This is a genomic window from Aliidiomarina soli, assembly GCF_003986975.1.
GTDB classification, from domain to species: Bacteria; Pseudomonadota; Gammaproteobacteria; order Enterobacterales; family Alteromonadaceae; genus Aliidiomarina; species Aliidiomarina soli.
Genome location: NZ_PIPO01000004.1, coordinates 297,413 through 315,418, shown reverse-complemented (window position 1 = coordinate 315,418; position 18,006 = coordinate 297,413). Strand labels below are relative to the sequence as shown.

At 52.0% G+C, this 18,006-nt stretch carries 15 protein-coding genes; 5 read left to right on the top strand and 10 right to left on the bottom strand.

Annotated features, from left to right (window positions below; all coding sequences use genetic code 11):
• Positions 1 to 14: 14 nt before the first annotated feature.
• From CWE14_RS10600 to CWE14_RS10575, 6 genes are all read right to left on the bottom strand, one after another.
• The gene (locus CWE14_RS10600; RefSeq protein WP_126799350.1) at positions 15 to 1,115 is read right to left on the bottom strand and encodes an HDOD domain-containing protein; all 1,101 of its coding nucleotides are present in this window, start codon (positions 1,113 to 1,115) and stop codon (positions 15 to 17) included.
• A gap of 178 nt (positions 1,116 to 1,293) precedes the next feature.
• Entirely contained in the window at positions 1,294 to 1,923 is a 630-nt protein-coding gene (locus CWE14_RS10595) for an anthranilate synthase component II (RefSeq protein ID WP_126799349.1), read from the bottom strand.
• Between the two features lie 29 nt (positions 1,924 to 1,952).
• Positions 1,953 to 3,632: an amino acid ABC transporter ATP-binding/permease protein gene (locus CWE14_RS10590; RefSeq protein WP_126799348.1), complete on the bottom strand. Its 1,680-nt coding sequence runs from the start codon at positions 3,630 to 3,632 to the stop codon at positions 1,953 to 1,955.
• Complete coding sequence (locus CWE14_RS10585; protein WP_126799347.1) at positions 3,616 to 5,235, bottom strand: ABC transporter ATP-binding protein/permease; 1,620 nt, start codon at positions 5,233 to 5,235, stop codon at positions 3,616 to 3,618. The genes CWE14_RS10590 and CWE14_RS10585 overlap by 17 nt, the downstream gene beginning before the upstream one ends.
• Positions 5,236 to 6,243 carry a cytochrome d ubiquinol oxidase subunit II gene (gene cydB, locus CWE14_RS10580; RefSeq protein ID WP_126789642.1) on the bottom strand — a complete coding sequence of 336 codons (1,008 nt, stop codon included), beginning with the start codon at positions 6,241 to 6,243 and terminating at the stop codon, positions 5,236 to 5,238.
• Entirely contained in the window at positions 6,243 to 7,697 is a 1,455-nt protein-coding gene (locus tag CWE14_RS10575; RefSeq protein WP_126799346.1) for a cytochrome ubiquinol oxidase subunit I, read from the bottom strand. The genes cydB and CWE14_RS10575 overlap by 1 nt, the downstream gene beginning before the upstream one ends.
• Positions 7,698 to 8,068: 371 nt before the next feature.
• Here CWE14_RS10575 and CWE14_RS10570 point away from each other — a divergent pair, with 371 nt between their 5' ends.
• Entirely contained in the window at positions 8,069 to 8,950 is an 882-nt protein-coding gene (locus tag CWE14_RS10570) for an MBL fold metallo-hydrolase (protein WP_126799345.1), read from the top strand.
• Positions 8,951 to 9,028: 78 nt separating this feature from the next.
• On the opposite strand, the gene CWE14_RS10565 is transcribed toward CWE14_RS10570, so the two are convergent.
• The gene (locus tag CWE14_RS10565; RefSeq protein ID WP_126799344.1) at positions 9,029 to 9,889 is read right to left on the bottom strand and encodes a TraB/GumN family protein; all 861 of its coding nucleotides are present in this window, start codon (positions 9,887 to 9,889) and stop codon (positions 9,029 to 9,031) included.
• A 68-nt stretch (positions 9,890 to 9,957) separates the two neighbouring features.
• Between CWE14_RS10565 and CWE14_RS10560 the strand changes: the two genes are divergently transcribed.
• A complete protein-coding gene (locus CWE14_RS10560) occupies positions 9,958 to 10,758 on the top strand; it encodes a TlpA disulfide reductase family protein (protein WP_126799343.1) in 801 nt (266 codons plus the stop codon).
• Between the two features lie 19 nt (positions 10,759 to 10,777).
• On the opposite strand, the gene trpS is transcribed toward CWE14_RS10560, so the two are convergent.
• Positions 10,778 to 11,779, bottom strand: a complete 1,002-nt coding sequence (gene trpS, locus CWE14_RS10555) for a tryptophan--tRNA ligase (RefSeq protein WP_126799342.1) — start codon at positions 11,777 to 11,779, stop codon at positions 10,778 to 10,780.
• A 69-nt stretch (positions 11,780 to 11,848) separates the two neighbouring features.
• Positions 11,849 to 12,517: a ribulose-phosphate 3-epimerase gene (rpe, locus tag CWE14_RS10550; RefSeq protein ID WP_126799341.1), complete on the bottom strand. Its 669-nt coding sequence runs from the start codon at positions 12,515 to 12,517 to the stop codon at positions 11,849 to 11,851.
• A gap of 160 nt (positions 12,518 to 12,677) precedes the next feature.
• Here rpe and CWE14_RS10545 point away from each other — a divergent pair, with 160 nt between their 5' ends.
• On the top strand, positions 12,678 to 13,043 hold the full coding sequence (locus CWE14_RS10545) for a hypothetical protein (protein WP_126799340.1): 366 nt from the start codon (positions 12,678 to 12,680) through the stop codon (positions 13,041 to 13,043).
• Between the two features lie 56 nt (positions 13,044 to 13,099).
• Positions 13,100 to 13,351: a DUF2970 domain-containing protein gene (locus CWE14_RS10540; RefSeq protein ID WP_126799339.1), complete on the top strand. Its 252-nt coding sequence runs from the start codon at positions 13,100 to 13,102 to the stop codon at positions 13,349 to 13,351.
• A gap of 45 nt (positions 13,352 to 13,396) precedes the next feature.
• Here the strand turns inward: CWE14_RS10540 and prlC are convergent, their stop codons facing one another.
• A complete protein-coding gene (gene prlC, locus CWE14_RS10535) occupies positions 13,397 to 15,463 on the bottom strand; it encodes an oligopeptidase A (protein WP_126799338.1) in 2,067 nt (688 codons plus the stop codon).
• A 181-nt stretch (positions 15,464 to 15,644) separates the two neighbouring features.
• On the opposite strand from prlC, the gene CWE14_RS10530 reads away from it, so the two are divergent.
• Positions 15,645 to 17,966 (top strand): S9 family peptidase, encoded by a 2,322-nt coding sequence (locus tag CWE14_RS10530; RefSeq protein ID WP_126799337.1) that lies wholly within the window; start codon positions 15,645 to 15,647, stop codon positions 17,964 to 17,966.
• The last annotated feature ends 40 nt before the right edge of the window (positions 17,967 to 18,006 follow it).

Here is an 18,006-nt window from a genome sequence, read left to right as displayed (position 1 = left end):
GCTGAGAGCTGCTTTTATTCGCTCTCCCGATTCCGGGTCAGAATGAGCTTTTTCAGGTTGAGCTTACGCAACTCCACAATGGTTTTACCATTTAAACGGGTGGCCGCAAACATCCGCTTGCCATCATCCAGAGACGCCAGATTAGCAGCGTGGAGCATGCGAAATTCACTGAAGGTATTAGCCTGCCACAACAGACGTGAGTAGCCGGAGGTATCCTCGAAAGTTTTCGCTTTCGCGTAGTCAGCGTAGATCTGTGCCAACGGCAAATGGCGCATTTCAAACCCTTCAAACAAAAGTTTGGTAACCACACGTTCCTGTTTTAGCATCATATCGCGCAAAAACTGCTGATCAGGTTCCACATGCATCAGTGCATTGTATCTGGTTGAGGTTTTCTCGCTGCGCAGTTCTTCAAACATTTTTTGCCGCACATCTTCAAACACACGCAGATACAGACGAGCCAGGGTCACTTTGCCCATTTCATGAAACATGCCGGTGTTAAAGGCAATCGCAGGGTCAAGTTTGCCATTTAGCTCGGCTAAACGCTGGCATACGACAGCGGTGGCCATAACATGTTGCCACAGTTTGCGCCGCAATAAGGTAAACGGAGGCTCAGCCGGTGGTAGCCAGTTCTGCATGGTTAGCGCTGGCGCTATGACTTTAATATCTTCGGCACCGATAAAGTTCAGGGCACCGCGATAGTTATTTATTTTGGTTCTCTTGGGGTCATTCGGGTCCAGGAAGGGTGGCATATTGACGATTTTGACCACGCCAACATGCAGCCAGTCGAGACCCTGAGACAGTTCTTCAACCCGTTTTGACGAGGCCGAAGGGGCAAACATTAAATCGAGCAAGGCAGGGGTATTTTCCGCCAACATCAGCACTCGTTCACGAATAAACTGCTGGTCCTCAAGACGCTTTGCCGTTTCTCTGTACAATCGCTTTTGCATGCGCAGCTCGACGTCCCGGCGCACTTTATCCTGAACTGCACTTAACTTGGCTTTTTCCGCACGGCGCTTCTGTTCAACAGCCAGAAGCTCACGGCTAATCGCTTCATCGTCGTCAACCAATCCTTCTTCTGAGTTAAACTGGCCACGCGCGAAATTTAAACTAATCAAATAGTTAATAAATCTTCGCGCTAAAACATTAACTCGATCAGGTGACTCAGTTTTAGATGAGGCAGGAAACTGCGCAGATTGAGACACTAAATACCAACTCCTATGCTTAACTCACCGCCGAGTATATCACCAGACGTGCGCGCCTTAACCACTTATCATTACTCTTAATTGCAGCCTGTTATGACAGGCCTGCAGCCAAAGTGTCTATATCAACGTCTACTGGCAGTCCAGCTAAACGACAAAAATTAGCTAACAGGGTATGACCATGTTCGGTCACCACCGACTCCGGGTGAAACTGCACACCATATACTGGCATATCGCGATGACGGACGGCCATGATTTCGCCACCATCAACAGCTCCATCATCAATCCAGGCGTCCACCACCAGTGCGGTCGGCAGCGATTCCGCCGCAACCGCCAAGGAATGATAGCGAGTCACCTGATACGGCGATGCAATACCCGAAAATATTCCCTTGCCCGAATGACGGACCGGTGAACGCTTACCATGCATGACCTGTTTAGCGGACACCACGTCAGCGCCGAATACCTGAGCAATTGCCTGGTGACCAAGACAGACCCCAAGAATGGGTATCTCTCCGGCAAATTGCTCAATCGCGGCCAGGCTTATCCCGGCATCATTCGGTGTTCCTGGTCCCGGCGATATTAACAAGGCCGCAGGTGCCATATCCCTTAACTGCTGAAGGCTAACCTGATCATTACGGAGCACTTCTACCTCTTGCCCTAGCTCACGAAAATAGCGCACCAGGTTGTGGGTAAACGAATCGTAATTGTCGATCATGGCCAGCATTCGGGCACCGCTGCAAGGGTCATTTAAGGCTAGCGATCATAGCACAATTCAAAATCCTGCTGCACTATCGGATCCACCGTGATATCACTGCCTTCAGGCCCAACCTCAGGCAGCGCCTGATGAGTCACACAAATCACCGTTTTGCCTTTCAACAAGGGCTGAATTGAGCGCCAAATCCGCTCACTTTGGGCCACGCCAACACCGCTAAAAGGCTCATCCAGCAGCATCAATGGAGCTGGATGCAACAAGCACCGTGCCAGTGCGAGACGTCTTGCCTGGCCACCTGAGAGCTGCACCCCGCCATCACCTAACCAGGTGTCGAGCTGTTCCGGCAGTCCCTCTATGTCATCGGCGAGCTCGACAATTTCTAAAGCCTGCCAAAGCATTTCATCGGTTACTCCGGTTCGCGCCATCCGCAGGTTCGAGGCAACGGTGGCGCTGTAAATATGTGTGTATTGGGTTAGCAGAGTAAATTCAGGTCGGGCAATAGGTTGACCCTGGTGGCGAAATTCAATCTTGCCCTGCTGCAGCGGCAGAAGCCCCGCAATGGCGTGCAGCAGGCTGGTTTTGCCGCAGCCGGAATGGCCTTTGAGCAAAATAAGCTGCTGCTGTGCAACCGTCATACTAAGGCTTTTTGCGGTTAATGGTCTGTTTTCAATGACGACCTCAGATACCTGAATAGAAGGTGCATGCTGCGGTCTGTTCTCATCCGTTGACGGGTGAACCGATGGCAATTCCAGCGCTCGCCTCAGGTACCCCTGTAAACGCTCACTCGCGCCCTGCACCCGGCCCCATAACAGCATCGCCTGGGCCAAGGGCTGCCAGACATCGATGCTCGCTAGCACAGCAAAGGCGGCAAATAAGGCTAACGGCGTGCTGAAAGCCTCTTGAAATGACAACCACATGGCCAACCCAAGCATGACGATCAGCAGACCATGACCAAAGCCCTCCAGCGCCAGCTGCAACCAGCTTAACCGACGACGCAACTGATGTTGAGTTTGCCCCAGCTGTAAACGGGCCTGTGCCACTTCCCTGACCGCCGGGGTCAACACGCCCCAGGCATGTAACTCCGCTTTACACTGAACAAACTCAACCGCCTGCTGACGTAAATACTCACTATCACCCAACTCCCTAGCGGACAGACGTCGCAGGCGTTGAGCAAACACAGTGGTCAGTAGCAGAAGCAAAACCAGGCTGCATATCCAGATCACCGCAGCCAACGCGGGATGCAGCAACCAGAATGCAGCACCGAGTACAACCGCACTGATGCTGGCGACAAGCAAGGGGCCAAGGATACGCAGATATAAATCATCCAGCGCACTCAAATCCTGAGTTAACCGCTGCAACAAACGAGCGGCGCGAAAGCGTTCAGTACTGGTCACTGACAGCGTCATCAGTCCCTTGAACAATCGCACCCGCCAACGATTTTGCCAGTTCAGAACCAGGTCGTGGTTACGCACCCGTTCGAAATACCGTGCTACCGTGCGTATAAGCGCCAGTGCGCGAATACCGGCCCCTGGCAGAAATATATCGAAGGCCACCACAAACAGCCCGGCGGCACTGATAAACCAAGCTGACAAACCGAGCAGCGCAATGCCTGCCCATGCTGTCACCAGCATCAGCATGATTCCAGCAAATAGCGGGCCGCGCTGTTGTTCCCATACCCCAAGCCATGGTTTCAGCCGCTGCCAGTCAGTGCGGTGCCACATGGTCACCTCCGCTCAGGTCCGCAATAATATGCTCAGCCACGGCCTCAAACTCAGGCTCATGGCTGGCCACCAGCACAATGTGCCCGCGTTTTTTTAAACCGACAATGGCATCGATAATTGATCGTGCTGTCGACCCATCCAGAGCAGCGGTTGGCTCATCAAAAAGCATCAAGGGTGACGGCTGCAGATGCATCCGTGCTAATGCCAGCCGGCGTTGTTCGCCGCCGGACAGGCCCTGCCCCCGTTCATACACAGAGGTCTCCAATGGCAGCGTCAACTCAGCAAATGCCAGCGCCTGATGGAGTTGTTCATCGCTGGCGTCTGCTTTAACCAACCGTAGATTGTCAGCCAGCGAACCAAACACAAAGTAGGGTTGCTGGGCCATGTAAGCGATATGATCCATACAGGGTAGTTCGACCCGCTGATGCGCTTCAGCAGCGGACAAGGCAAGCTGCCCGGTTAACAATTTCAGCAAGGTGCTTTTACCACTTCCTGACGGTCCGTTGAGTAGCACCAGTTGCCCCGGTCTCGCGCGAAGTGAAAAGTCTTCGATCGCGGGCAATCGACTACCCGGGTAAGTAAAGCTCAGGTGTTCAATACGCAGATCCGAGCCATGTTGAGGGACGCTATAGTCCGCAAACTTTTTAGCTCGACGCTGTTCGCGGTCGAGAAGGTCGGCCGCCGCCAGCGCCGACGCACGGTCATGGTAATGTGCCGATAGGGTGCGCAGTGGCTGAAAGAATTCGGGTGCCAATACCAACACACTCAGCCCGGCAAAAAAGGTCAGCGAGGCGGCGGGGCCTATTGAATAATAACCGAGCAAGGCAAAGCCAACGTAAATAGCCACCGCGGCAATCGCCACCGCGGAAAAGAACTCAAGCACCGCCGAGGACAAAAATGCAATGCGCAAGGTCGCCATATTGGCCTGACGCATGTCATCGCCAGCACCGGCAATATCATTGACCGCCTTGTCGGTGGCTGAAAAAAGCTGCAGGTTGGTCAAGCCCCGCACCCTGTCCACAAACAGGCCAGCTAAGCGCTGGGTAGTGGCAAGATGCTGCTGATTAAGGCGTTCAGCCCCCATTCCAACCAGCGCCATAAAAACAGGAATCAACGGTGCTGAGAGGAGCAAGAACAGCGCGGCAATCCAGTCCAGCCAGGCTACTACCAGCAGAATAGCCAGCGGCGTCGTACACGCCACCCAAAGTTGTGGCTGGAACCGGGCAAAGTAAGCATACAAACGCTCGACAGGTTCAACCATCAGGTTGGCGCGTTCAATCTGTGCCGCCGTGGAACCGTCCTCTGCTTGTTGCCAGCTCCACTGCAGAGTGTCCCGTGCCAGTTGTTCGGCCTGCTCTCCGAGCGTCTGGCAAGCGTTTTGCGCAGCCGCCCCGCTCGCAGCGCGCAGGCCGAAAAAGGCCAACGCCAGCATCATCGACGCCAGATGCACCGTCGCTTCCTCAACGCTGCGATGAACCCACCAGGTCAGCGCCAGCATACTGGCAATCACTACCAACCCATGCACCGCACTATACAAACGGGCTCGCCAAAGCGAGCCCGTCAGTTGGTGTTGCAGATTACTCAGATACGACGAGGCGGACACTTAATGGTACCCCTCCCCAGCTTTGACCTTGCCGCGGAAAACCCAGTAGGTCCAGGCGGTATAGGCGAGAACGAACGGGATCACGAAGAGCAGTCCAATTAACAAAAAGAGCTGTGACTCATGCGCTGATGACGCATCCCAAAGGGTGTAGCTGGGCGGTACCACGTAGGGAAACTTACTTGCCAGTAAGCCGAGGTAGGTAAAGATAAACATCCCCATGGTGGCTAAGAACGGCGTTCCATTGCGCTTTTGCCGAACACTGCTGAAGATCCGGTAGGCACAGAGCAAGGCCAGTATTGGTAAAATCCAGATCAAACTTACCCCACCGAACCAGCGGTCTGCCACAAATGGGTCGATGATCGGCGTCCACACACTGATTAAGGCAAAGACTACGAGCACGGCCAGCAGTAACCAGGGTGTTATTTTATAAGCCCAGGCCTGAATATAACCCTCCGACTTCATAATTAACCAGGTCGCACCCAGCAACGCATAACCCGCTACCAGCCCCAACCCGGTTAACACCGTAAAAGGAGTCAGCCAGTCAAAGGCTCCGCCCACATACTGCATGTTCTGTGTTTCGAACCCTTCAATATAGGCCCCCACCACAGCGCCCTGAGCGAATGCCGCCACCGTTGAACCAATGGTAAACGACCAGTTCCACAGGTAACGCGAGCTTTTCGCCTTAAAACGAAACTCAAAGGCGACCCCTCGGAAAATAAGCCCGGCCAGAAGCAGGAAAACACCAATATACAAGGCAGGTAAAAAGACCGCGTAAACCAGCGGGAACGCGGCTAATAACCCCGTCCCGCCGAGAATCAGCCAGGTTTCATTACCATCCCATACCGGCGCAATTGAGTTCATCATTACGTCACGCGCGTCTTCATCCGGGGCAAATGGAAATAACATGCCAAGGCCTAAGTCAAAGCCGTCCATCAATACATACATGATGACACCGAAGGCGATGATCCCAGCCCAGATATAGACTAAATCAAATACTGGCTCAACCATTAGCGTGCTCCTTGTTCGTCAGCAAGATCTTGCGCGGTAGTATTCCACTTACTGCGCGTTTCATCGTCTTCTTCCCAGTCAGCATCCGCCACCGACAATGGCCGTTTAGGGCGCTTGCCGGATTTGTCATAGCCATAATCGTGCTGCTCTGCACCCGTACGCAAAACACGCATAAGGTAATACAAACCTGCACTGAAGATCATCGCATAGACAAGGATATACCCAATCAAGGTAAAGAGCGCCATTCCGCCAGTGAGTGACGGTGTTAACCCATCGGCATGGCTGAACTGCTCATAAATCAGCCATGGTGCCCGACCAAGCTCGGTCACAAACCAGCCTGCGAGTACGGCGATAAAGGGGGTCACCGCCATCAAACGCAAGGTATTGAGGAACCAGGGGGCAGTCAGATAGCGCTTACCGCGACGCATGAACAAGCCAGTCACCGCTACAGCCACCATGGCCATACCAATCGCAATCATAATCCGGAATGCCCAGAATACGATGGCCACCGGCGGCTGCTCATCGACTGGCACCTCGTTGAGGCCGGGAACTTCTCCGTCCCAGTCATGCGTCAGAATGAAGCTCGCCAGTTTAGGTACCGCAATTTCAAAATGGTTGGTCTGGTTTTCCTGATCCGGTATCGCAAACAGCAACAGCGGGACCCCACTCGAGGTTTCCCAGTTCCCTTCCATCGCCGCTACTTTAGTTGGCTGGTTTTCAAATGTATTAAGACCATGGAGGTCGCCCACCACAACCTGTGCCGGGGCTATGAACAGAAGCAACCACAGTGTCATCGACAATGCTCTGCCATGCAGTTCAACGTCTCGTTTGCGTAACAGGTACCAGGCACTTACCCCTGCAACCACAAAGCCACCGGTTAAAAAGGACGCCAATGCCATATGGAAAAACCGCGGCCACAATGACGCATTAAAGATCGCTTCTGACCAGCTCGCCACGTAGTACAGACCGTCCCGTACTTCGACGCCCGCCGGGGTATGCATCCAGCTATTTGCCGAGAGGATCCAGAACGAGGAAATAAAGGTTCCTAATGCGACCATGCAGGCAGCAAAGAAGTGAATGCCTTGCGGCACTTTATCGCGGCCAAACAATAACACGCCGAGAAACGCAGCTTCGAGGAAGAATGCCGTGACCACTTCGTAGCTCAGTACCGGGCCAAGGAAGTTTGCTGCCGTATAAGCGAAGTTACTCCAGTTGGTGCCGAACTGAAACGCCATCACGATGCCAGAGACAACGCCCATGCCGAAAACAACCGCAAAGACCTGAATCCAGAATTTAGACAGACGCTCCCAGTCTTTATTACCTGTTTTGTAGTAGAGACCTTCGAGGCAGGCAATATAGGATGCCAGCCCTATCGTAAAGACCGGGAATATGGCATGAAATGAAACAACAAACGCGAACTGTATTCGCGATAGTAAGAGTGGATCTAATTCCATCAGCATCTCCTTAAGAGCTGGCTACGGTGTTGTCCAACACTATACGCCTACTGTGAGCGGATTTCGTTGGATAAAATGTCGCACTCGCCTTACAAAAAGTATGTCGTTCTAGGTATAGCAAGGGCAACGGTGATTACCACCTTGAAGTTAAACTTTCGGTGCCGAGGCGGATACAGGTCTCGCACTCACCGCTGGCCTAACTGCGTCGGATAATTTTTTGCATAAATCATGATTTATCTCAATATTAATTAATTCGAATATAGCAATCGGTTATACTTTAGCCTGTACCCTTGATAAATAACCAAATCGAATATATATATAACCAAACTAAGGTTACCTGACCAGATTAGGCGATTCATGAGGAGGCAGTCATGAGCCAGAACAAACTTTCCGCACCTATGGTGAAAGCATTTCTTGATAATGATAGTGAAACCTTTAGCTATGTGGTTTATGACAAACCAAAAGGCAAAGGCGTCGTGATCGACTCGGTGCTCGACTTTGACTACAAGTCAGGACGAACGAAAACAGACAGCGCGCAGAACATCGTCAATTTCGTGCATGAAGAAGGCCTCGAAATCGAATGGATACTGGAAACACATGCTCACGCGGACCACTTGTCTGCGGCTCCGTTTCTGCGTGAGCAATTAGGCGCCAAAGTTGGGATAGGTGAGCACATTAAGGGCGTGCAGAAAATATTCAAAGAGGTCTTTAATCTGGAAAAAGAGTTCTTGCCGAATGGTGCTCACTTCGACCATCTTTTTGCAGACGAGGAAACCTTCAGGGTTGGTGAACTGCAGTTCCGGGTTATCCATACCCCGGGTCATACTCCGGCCGATCTCGCCTATCTGGTTAACGAACAGGCACTGTTTGTCGGCGACACTCTATTCCTGCCTGACGTTGGGACCGCCCGTTGCGACTTCCCGGGAGGCAGCTCGAAGACCCTGTTCCGCTCGATCAAAAAGTTGTTGGCGCTGGCACCCGAAACACAGATGTATATTTGCCACGATTACCCCACAGAGGGTCGTTCACACGAGTACCTGACCACGGTTGCTGAACAGCGCAGCCGTAATATCCACGTTCACGACGGGGTCTCCGAGCAGGAGTTTGTCGAGATGCGGGATACCCGCGACGCCACTCTCGATATGCCGCGACTGATCCTGCCATCGATTCAGGTCAATATTCGCGCAGGCCACATGCCTCCGGCAGACGACAGCGGCAAGGTCTATCTGAAGCTCCCCCTTAATCAGCTGTAGTCACCAGCTGCAATAAAAAAGACCTGCTGAGTATCAGCAGGTCTTTTTCAATTCAACGTTTGCAGCAAAGCCGAAGGCTCAGCGAGCGACTGGTTCCACCGTATAGCCAGCATCCTGCAATAAGGTGATAACCCCCATGTCGCCTGGCAAATGACCAGCGCCCACAGCAATAAAGGTGCTCCGCTCATGGATCATCTCACGGATCGGTGCGACCCAATTCTGATTGCGTTCATCCAGCAACACCTCAGCGTACTCGGCAAATTGCGGATCCTCTTCCATTAACGCTAATAAGGTATCCAGATCTTCGCTTAAGTAAGCATCAATCAGAGATTCCATTTGTTCAGTCGTTGCCTGGTCGTCTTTAACCATTTCCAGCAGCCAGCTAACCTGTTCCTCCTGAGGAATATTGTCGAACAGACTCATCTGAAACTCGACGCTTTCTAATTCAAGAATTGGTAGTTCAAGTTCTGACGCGCGTTGCGCAAAAAAGGCTTCATACGACTCGGTATCAGCACATGGCATTGCGCCCATCAGTAACATCGAGTTGAGCGCCATTGGTTTCAGCGCTCCAACCTGCGCCAGGCCGACACCGAAGTTATCGAGAAAATACTGGTCCAGCGTTGCCAGTTCGTCTTCATTAAGGTGCTCTTCAAGATAAGGTCCATCAGGGTTTACCATTAACTGCTGCAGGCGCATCATGGTCCCTGGTGCAGAGATATCAATTTCCTTAGCCAGTTGCTCGCTGCTGGCAATTGCATCTTCGATGCGCTCATCCATGTAAAACCGATCCTGACAAATCACATGAATCGTGCCAAACAGGTATGAAGGCTGGTCCAGGTCATTGCCGGTTACTTTCCACAGCAACGAGGCCTGCGCTGTGCTAATGGTGAACACTGAAACAAGCAACGCCAGTGTAAAAGTTCGAAACATCATTTTCATTTCATATTTCCTTGCTATCGTAGACTGCTATTTTAGCCAACTCACCACCATCAGCAGAGAGTTCAGCCATGTCCGTTACCTTTGGCCCATTTACATTTGCCACCCACCATCTGATTTTCTTTATCAGCTGCGCAACCGCTTTTTTATTGGGCTGGTTGCTCAGCCGACGCCAGGCGTACGGCATGGGCGACATACTTTTTCGTATTATAGCCGTGGGTTTGATCAGTGCCCGTCTGGTATTTGTAATTAAATATTACGATGTCTATCTTAGCGCGCCCTGGCAACTGATCAATATCCGCGATGGTGGCTTTTCACTCAGCACTGGGATCATTGCCGGTATACTCTGGACCGGTTGGGAACTCTACCGCCTTCCGCAAGCGAAATTACGCTTAGCAACGGCTGCCCTGTCAGGACTGTTTGTGGCCGTCGTATTGACTAACGTCAGTCAATATTACCAACAACAAACCGGCTTACCAGCGTTGGCTTTAACCAACCTCGAAGGACACGCCAGAGAATTGCCGGCAGACTTTGCTGGGCAACCGCTGGTGATCAATTTATGGGCCAGCTGGTGCCCACCCTGCGTACGTGAAATGCCGCTACTGGAACAAGCCAGCACCGACTGGCCTGAGGTTGCTTTTATTACCGTTAATCAAGGCGAGGGTTCAGGCACTGTCGAGCAATTCCTGCAGCAACAGCAGCTGACACTGCCTCATGTTTTATTGGATGCGAACGCTGAACTCGGACAGGCAGTCGGTTCGCATGCTCTGCCCACCACCTTGTTTCTGCATAGTGACGGCCGTGTGAGCTATACCCATATCGGGGAATTCAATACCGCAACGCTGGAAAACGCGTTGCGGCGACTTGAATAGCTGATTCTTGAATAACTGATTACGGAGTGACAAAACCGATAGTGTCGTAAACTTTGCGCACTGTCTCAGCAGCGGAGGCCCGCGCTTTTTCTGCGCCGTCCTGCATAATGCTATTAAGTGCTGCGCGGTCGTCACGCAGCGCATGATAACGCTGTTGCAAAGGTTCCAGCATCGCTACCACGGCATCCGCCACATCCCCTTTCAGATGGCCGTACATCTTGCCTTCATAATCAGGAACCAGGGACTCAATTGATTTGCCCGTGGCCCCGGACAACAGTGTTAACAGGTTAGAAACTCCCGGTTTCTCCTCTGGATCAAAATAAACCCGGGCCTGTTCGTCAGAGTCCGTGACCGCGCGCTTAATTTTCTTCGCGATTTTCTTCGGGTCTTCCAGTAGGCCAATAAAGTTATTTGGGTTTTCATCTGACTTGGACATTTTTTTCAACGGGTCCTGCAGGCTCATGATGCGCGCGCCATGTTCAGGAATGAAAGGGTCCGGCACCACAAAGGTATCACCATAGATATTATTGAACCGGGTCGCGACGTCGCGGGCCAGTTCAAGATGCTGCTTCTGGTCATTACCGACTGGCACCTGATTGGCATTATAAAGCAGAATATCGGCCGCCATCAGTACCGGATACGTAAACAGCCCAGCGTTCATATTAGCTTCGTTTTTTGCTGTTTTATCTTTGTACTGGGTCATCCGGTTTAGCTCACCCATTTGGGTATAGCAATTCAGGATCCAGGCCAGCTGCGTATGCTCAGGTACATGAGACTGCAAAAAGATAGTACTGCGCGCCGGGTCGAGGCCACAGGCGATATACAGCGCCAGCCCATTCAAGGTTGCCTGATGCAGCTCTTTCGGGTCCTGGCGTATGGTAATAGCATGCAAATCAACCAGCATAAACTTACAGTCATGGCTATCCTGCATGCCAACCCATTGACGCAATGCCCCCATGTAATTGCCAATGGTTAACTGTCCGGATGGCTGACATCCGCTAAGTACAACTGGTTTGCTCATTGTCCTGTTACCTTCTTTAGTATGCTATTGATGTACTGAATAGTATGTTCTGATTACAATGTCCGCTGACTACTTCAATTGCTCACGCATGGCGTCAATCACCTGCTTATAGTCAGGCTGATTAAAAATAGCTGAACCGGCTACAAACATATCGGCACCCGCTTTTGCGATCTCGCCAATGTTATCAACCTTCACCCCACCATCCACTTCCAACCGAACAGGTCGTCCTGCTACGTCAATGCGCTTGCGAACCTCACGGATTTTATCCAGCGTCGATGGAATAAACGACTGCCCACCGAAGCCAGGGTTCACTGACATCAGCAAGATAACATCCAGTTTGTCCATCACGTAGTCAAGATAATGCAGAGGCGTCGCCGGGTTAAAGACAAGTCCTGCCTGGCAGCCATGGTCCTTAATTAATTGCAGGGTGCGGTCAAGATGAACAGATGCTTCCGGATGGAAGGTTATAATAGACGCGCCGGCTTCCGCAAAATCCGGGATCAGACGGTCCACCGGCTCCACCATCAAATGGACGTCAATTGGTGCCGTGATGCCATGCTTGCGCAAGGCTTTACATACCATAGGTCCAATCGTAAGGTTGGGTACAAAATGGTTGTCCATGACGTCGAAGTGGATAACGTCGGCACCTGCTGCGAGCACTGCATCCACTTCTTCGCCCAGGCGGGCAAAATCGGCTGATAAAATAGATGGTGCTATCCAGTAGTCCAGGTTCTGCATCGGTTCTCTCTTCGTTTATTGGGTTGGTAAATGGGGAAAACCCGCCTAGTTTAGCAGTCACAGGGAACGGAATCATCTGTTGTTACTCAGATGTAGACCACCACTTAAATTGGTGATAGATTAACCAGTTGTCGACACCTGTGTTGCCAAAGGAATTGTGATGCTTAAGTTTTTACTCAAAAATGCGATATTAGTTACGCTTCTGGCTGTTTCTGCCAGCCTGCTGTGGTCATGGACTGACACGGGAGCTAACTCTGGGGCTAACACTAACAGCCCCAGCGAGATCAGTATGCTACGTTGTCCGTTGCGGCAAGTTGCGCAGTCCGAACGTACCGGTCAATCAGATACAAAACAACTGTGTAATGCAGCGGAACAGGCACTTGAGCCAGGTGGAATTTCGCAAAGCCAGCTGCGCTTTGAGCTCCGGGCCCCTCGCAGTTCGTTTTCGTTCCACTATTTAGATATTCTTGAGTGGTTATTTACCGTTGGCAGTGACCCTCAGAGTAAAGCTTCTCAGTTTCATTAAATTCAGTGCGACAGGTGTCATCCGACATTTAACTCAGCAGTAAAATGAAGACCCCTATGACCAACAAAGAATCAACAGACAAACAATCGACAGACAAAGAATCGGCTTCCAGTCAGAAAGTTACCTTTTGGCAGGTGTGTAAAAGCGTTGCCGCCGCACTGTTGGGGGTTCAGAGTGAACAAGCCCGCGCCCGCGATTTCGCCCAGTCAAATCCATTGCCTTATATCGCTGTCGGTGCCATCGCCATTGTCGGCTGTGTCATCCTGATGGCGCTCTTAGTCCGTACTATTATCAGCGTCGCCAGTTGATGCAGCATACGCGTCCGGCGTATGCTGCAATTACCAACTCAGCGATTATCCACTCACATCCGCGGTAATTCCGCTGTGGCGAAGTAACGCGCTGATATCAGGTTCACGACCACGAAACGCTTTGAATAAAGTCATCGCATCGTCACTACCGCCTCGCTCCAGGATCTGAGTGAGGAAGTCCTGGCCTACCTGTGGATTGAAAATACCTTCTTCTTCGAACCGCGCGAACGCATCTGCCGACAACACTTCCGCCCATTTGTAGCTGTAATACCCCGCGGCATAACCGCCCGCAAAAATATGGCCGAAACTATGCTGAAAACGGTTGTATGCTGGCGGTGTAAACACCGACACTTTACTCCGTACATCGTCGAGAATAGCTTGAATTGCAACTCGTTCGGGGTCAACTTCATGGTGCAGACGCATATCAAATAATGAAAATTCAAGCTGACGCACCATCTGCATGGCCGACTGAAAATTACGTGCTGCCAGCATCCGTTGCAATAAATCATCCGGCAGGGCTTCACCGGTTTTATAGTGACTGGAAATGAAGGCCAGCGCCTCTTTTTCCCAACACCAGTTCTCAAGGAACTGACTCGGCAGCTCGACTGCATCCCAGGCCACGCCATTAATACCTGAAACACCTGCAACATCAATCTGCGTCAGCATATGGTGCAACCCATGGCCAAACTCATGAAACAGAGTGATCACTTCATCATGGGTAAACAGCGCCGGAGTATCGCCGACCGGCTTATTAAAATTACAGGTCAGGTAGGCCACAGGTATTTGCAGCGACCCATCCGGCAGTCGCCGCCGTACTGCGCATTCGGCCATCCAGGCACCGCCGCGCTTTTTCCCGCGCGCATAAAGATCAAGGTAGAAACTGGCCCGGTGTTCATCGTTTTTATCGTAGATATTAAAAACCCGTACCTGCGGATGCCAGGTATCAACCCCTTGCTGCTCTTCAATGCGAATTGAGAAAAGGCGTTTTGCCACTTCGAACAAGCCATTAACGACCTGCGTTTCGGGGAAATAAGGACGCAAAGTCTCGTCTGAAATATCATAGGTTTGTTGTTTCAGCTTCTCGCTGTAATAGGCCATGTCCCAGGCCTGCAGCTGTTCAAGCGAATCATTGGCCTGAGCATACGCCTTAACCTCTTCCACATCGGCACGGGCAGCTGGTAACGAGCGCTCGGCTAAGTCAGTTAAAAAGTCCATCACCTGAGCCGGGCTGTCGGCCATTTTGGTCGCCAGCGACAGCTCCGCATAGGAGGCAAAGCCAAGTAAGCGCGCCAGTTCATGGCGTAAGCGAATGGTCTCTTCCATTACTGCACTGTTATCAAACTCACCTGCATTCGGCCCCTGATCTGAAGCCCGCGTACTAAACGCCTGGTACATTTCTTCACGCAACGCGCGATTATCTGCGTACATCATGACCGGCAAATAACTTGGAATGTCGAGGGTAAATACCCACCCATCCAAATCCCGCTCTTTGGCCTGTTCGGCCGCTGCTGCCAGCGCGCTTTCCGGCAATCCAGCTAGGTCATTTTCATCGGTGACATGCTTATACCAGGCGTGAGTTGCATCCAGTAACTGGTTACTAAAGGTCGAGCTAAGTTCCGACAAACGAGACTGAATTTCGCCATAGCGCGACTTGTCTTTCGGTGCGAGGGCGACACCACTGAGTTCGAAATCACGCAGGGTTTCGGTAATCACCCGCTGCTGAGCCTGATCCAGTGAATTAAACTCATCGCTGCCACGCAGGGTCTGATAAGCCTGGTAAAGTCCCTCATGCTGGCCAACCCAGGTTGAGTAATCGGACAGCAGCGCAAGACAGTTGTCGTGGGCCTCGCGCAAGGCGTCGTTGCTGACCACAGCATTCATGTGGGATACCGGCGACCAGATCCGGCTGATCTTGTCATCCGCATGTTCCAGGGGCGCCACCAGGGTTTCCCAGCTCGGGTAAGCCTGTGCCGCCACACGTTCAATTAAATCGCGGCTCTCGGTTAACGCCTGCTCAAGTGCCGGCTGAATATGCTCGGCCTGAATTGCGGAAAATGGCGGATAAAGGAAATCGCCGGCCAGAGGGTTTTCGCTACGGTCCTGTTGCTTCATGGAGCTACCTACCTAAATTCTGAAAATGCATTTACTACTGAAATAAGGCCTCGGGAGGCGAAATTCAAGTGAACACTCAAGTGAGCACTCAAGTGAAAGCAATGAGTATAGGCGCAACAGTGTTTTCAATGGCTAAACTTGGTTACACTGGGGGTTCGTCCATTATCATGACACTACTATTATGACTCTTTCTACTTTCCTGCGTCGCCAGCGCGTTACCGCAGTGGCACTCGTAACTGGCTTAACCCTTGTCGCCTGCAGTAGTACCGAATCGCGCTACCAGGGCACACCGCATAACCTGCCTACTACCTTCGAACTTTCCGATATATATCAAAAAAATACCTTCGCTGTTGAGAGCTTTCCGACCAGCCGTTGGTTAGCCGATGGCAGGGGTTTCACGACCCTGGAAGCCGGCACGAACGAAGGCCAGGATATCGTCCTCTATGCAGCCACTGGTGAGCAACTTGAAGTCATGGTCAGCGCCAGTGAACTGACCCCAGATGGCGCTGAAAGCGCATTGACTATTGCGGACTACCAGTGGTCAGACGATGCCAGTAAGGTACTGATATTTACCAATACACGCCGCTCGTGGCGGACCCACACCCTCGGCGATTATTGGGTGCTCGACCGTAACAGCGGTGAACTGCTGCAACTGGGGGCTGATATGCCCGAAGCCACGCTGCAGTTTGCAAAGTTCAACCCAAGCGCAGACCGGGTCGCTTTTGTGATGGAAAATAACCTCTATGTGCAGGTTCTTGCGGATCGTTCGGTGACTCAACTGACCGACGATGGCAGCACAGATACCATTAACGGCACATTCGACTGGGTCAACGAAGAAGAATTCTATCTACGTGATGGTTTCCGCTGGAGCCCTGACGGTCAACACATTGCGTACTGGCAACTCGACACCAGTGACGTGCCGATGTTCACGATGATAGATAACGTCTCTGAACTCTATCCCACCCTGACCGAATTCCCTTATCCGAAAGTTGGCGAGACCAACTCGGCAATGCGTATTGGCGTTATGCCAAGCCACGGGGGTGAAACCACCTGGATGCAGTTGCCCGGGAAACCGCGTGACCATTATCTGGTGCGTATGGAATGGGCGGGCAACAGTGATGAATTGCTGATTCAGCAAATGAATCGCGCCCAGAACACCATGCACTTATGGGTTGCTGAGCGTCAGCAAGGAAACGTGCAGCGTTTGCTCACCGAACAAAGCGATGCCTGGGTAGAGCAGGTCGATGATATTCAGTTCTTTAACAACGGCCAGTCATTTACCTGGCTCAGTGAGCGTAATGGGTTCCGGCAGTTATACCGGGTTGATCGCAACGAGCAGGGTGCCGAACTCAGCCCCCTGACAAGCGATGAGCATCGGGATTACGACATTATTGATGTGAAGCAGATTGTCATTAACGCCGACAATCAGGGCTGGGTCTATTACGTAGCGGCCCCGGATAATCCACTGCAGCGAGTACTAATGCGAGCGGCCATTCAGCCGCAGGCCGATACAGCGACAACCTTAGAACGACTGACCCCGGCAGATTGGGCTGGTACCCATGATTACCAGATTGACGCCAAAGGTGAATTTGCTATCCACAGCTACGCCAGTATCGGCCAGGCGCCGCAAACGCGAATGCTGAGCTTGCCTGATCACGAGGTGGTAAGCGAACTGGAACTGAATGAAACACTGGCCGATACCCTGGCAGAGCGAATTACCAGCGAGACGGAATTCTTTCGCGTCGAAGCACGCGATGGGCTACAACTAGACGCCTACATTATGCGCCCGGCTGACCTCGACCCCAGCAAATCCTACCCACTGTTAATGTATGTGTATGGAGAACCATGGGGCCAGACTGTCGCCGACAACTGGCTAGGGCATAGCTGGCTGTGGCATGAATACCTCACCCAACAGGGTTTCATCGTGGTATCAGTAGACAATCGCGGCACGCGTTCGCCACGCGGGCAAGCCTGGCGTCATTCGATCTACCAACAGCTTGGAGTGATCACGGTTCGCGATCAGGCCGACGCTTTAGACGCCATTACCGACAGATGGGATTACATCGACAGTGAGCGGGTTGCTATCTGGGGCCACAGCGGCGGCGGCTCACAAACGCTGAATGCACTGTTCCGCTACCCGGAGAAATTCCACGCTGGTATTGCACTGGCACCAGTGCCTGACCTGCGTCTGTACGACACCATTTATCAGGAACGCTATTCAGGGTTACTGCCTGAGGCGGCTGAAAGCTACGAGTATACCAGCGCGGTAAGCCATGCCGGGAACCTTCAGGGTGACTTGCTGCTAGTTCATGGGACCGCTGATGACAATGTTCATTATCAGGGTTCAGAGCGGCTTATTGACGAACTGGTGCGAGCACAAAAGCAGTTCCGTTTTATGGCCTATCCAAACCGTACCCACGGTATCAGCGAAGGTGAAGGCACATCGCTGCATTTACGCACCATGATGACCGAGTTTTTACAGCAAAACTTACTCGACAACTAAGATCGCATGGACCACTATGCTCCGGGCTCCGGCTCGGAGC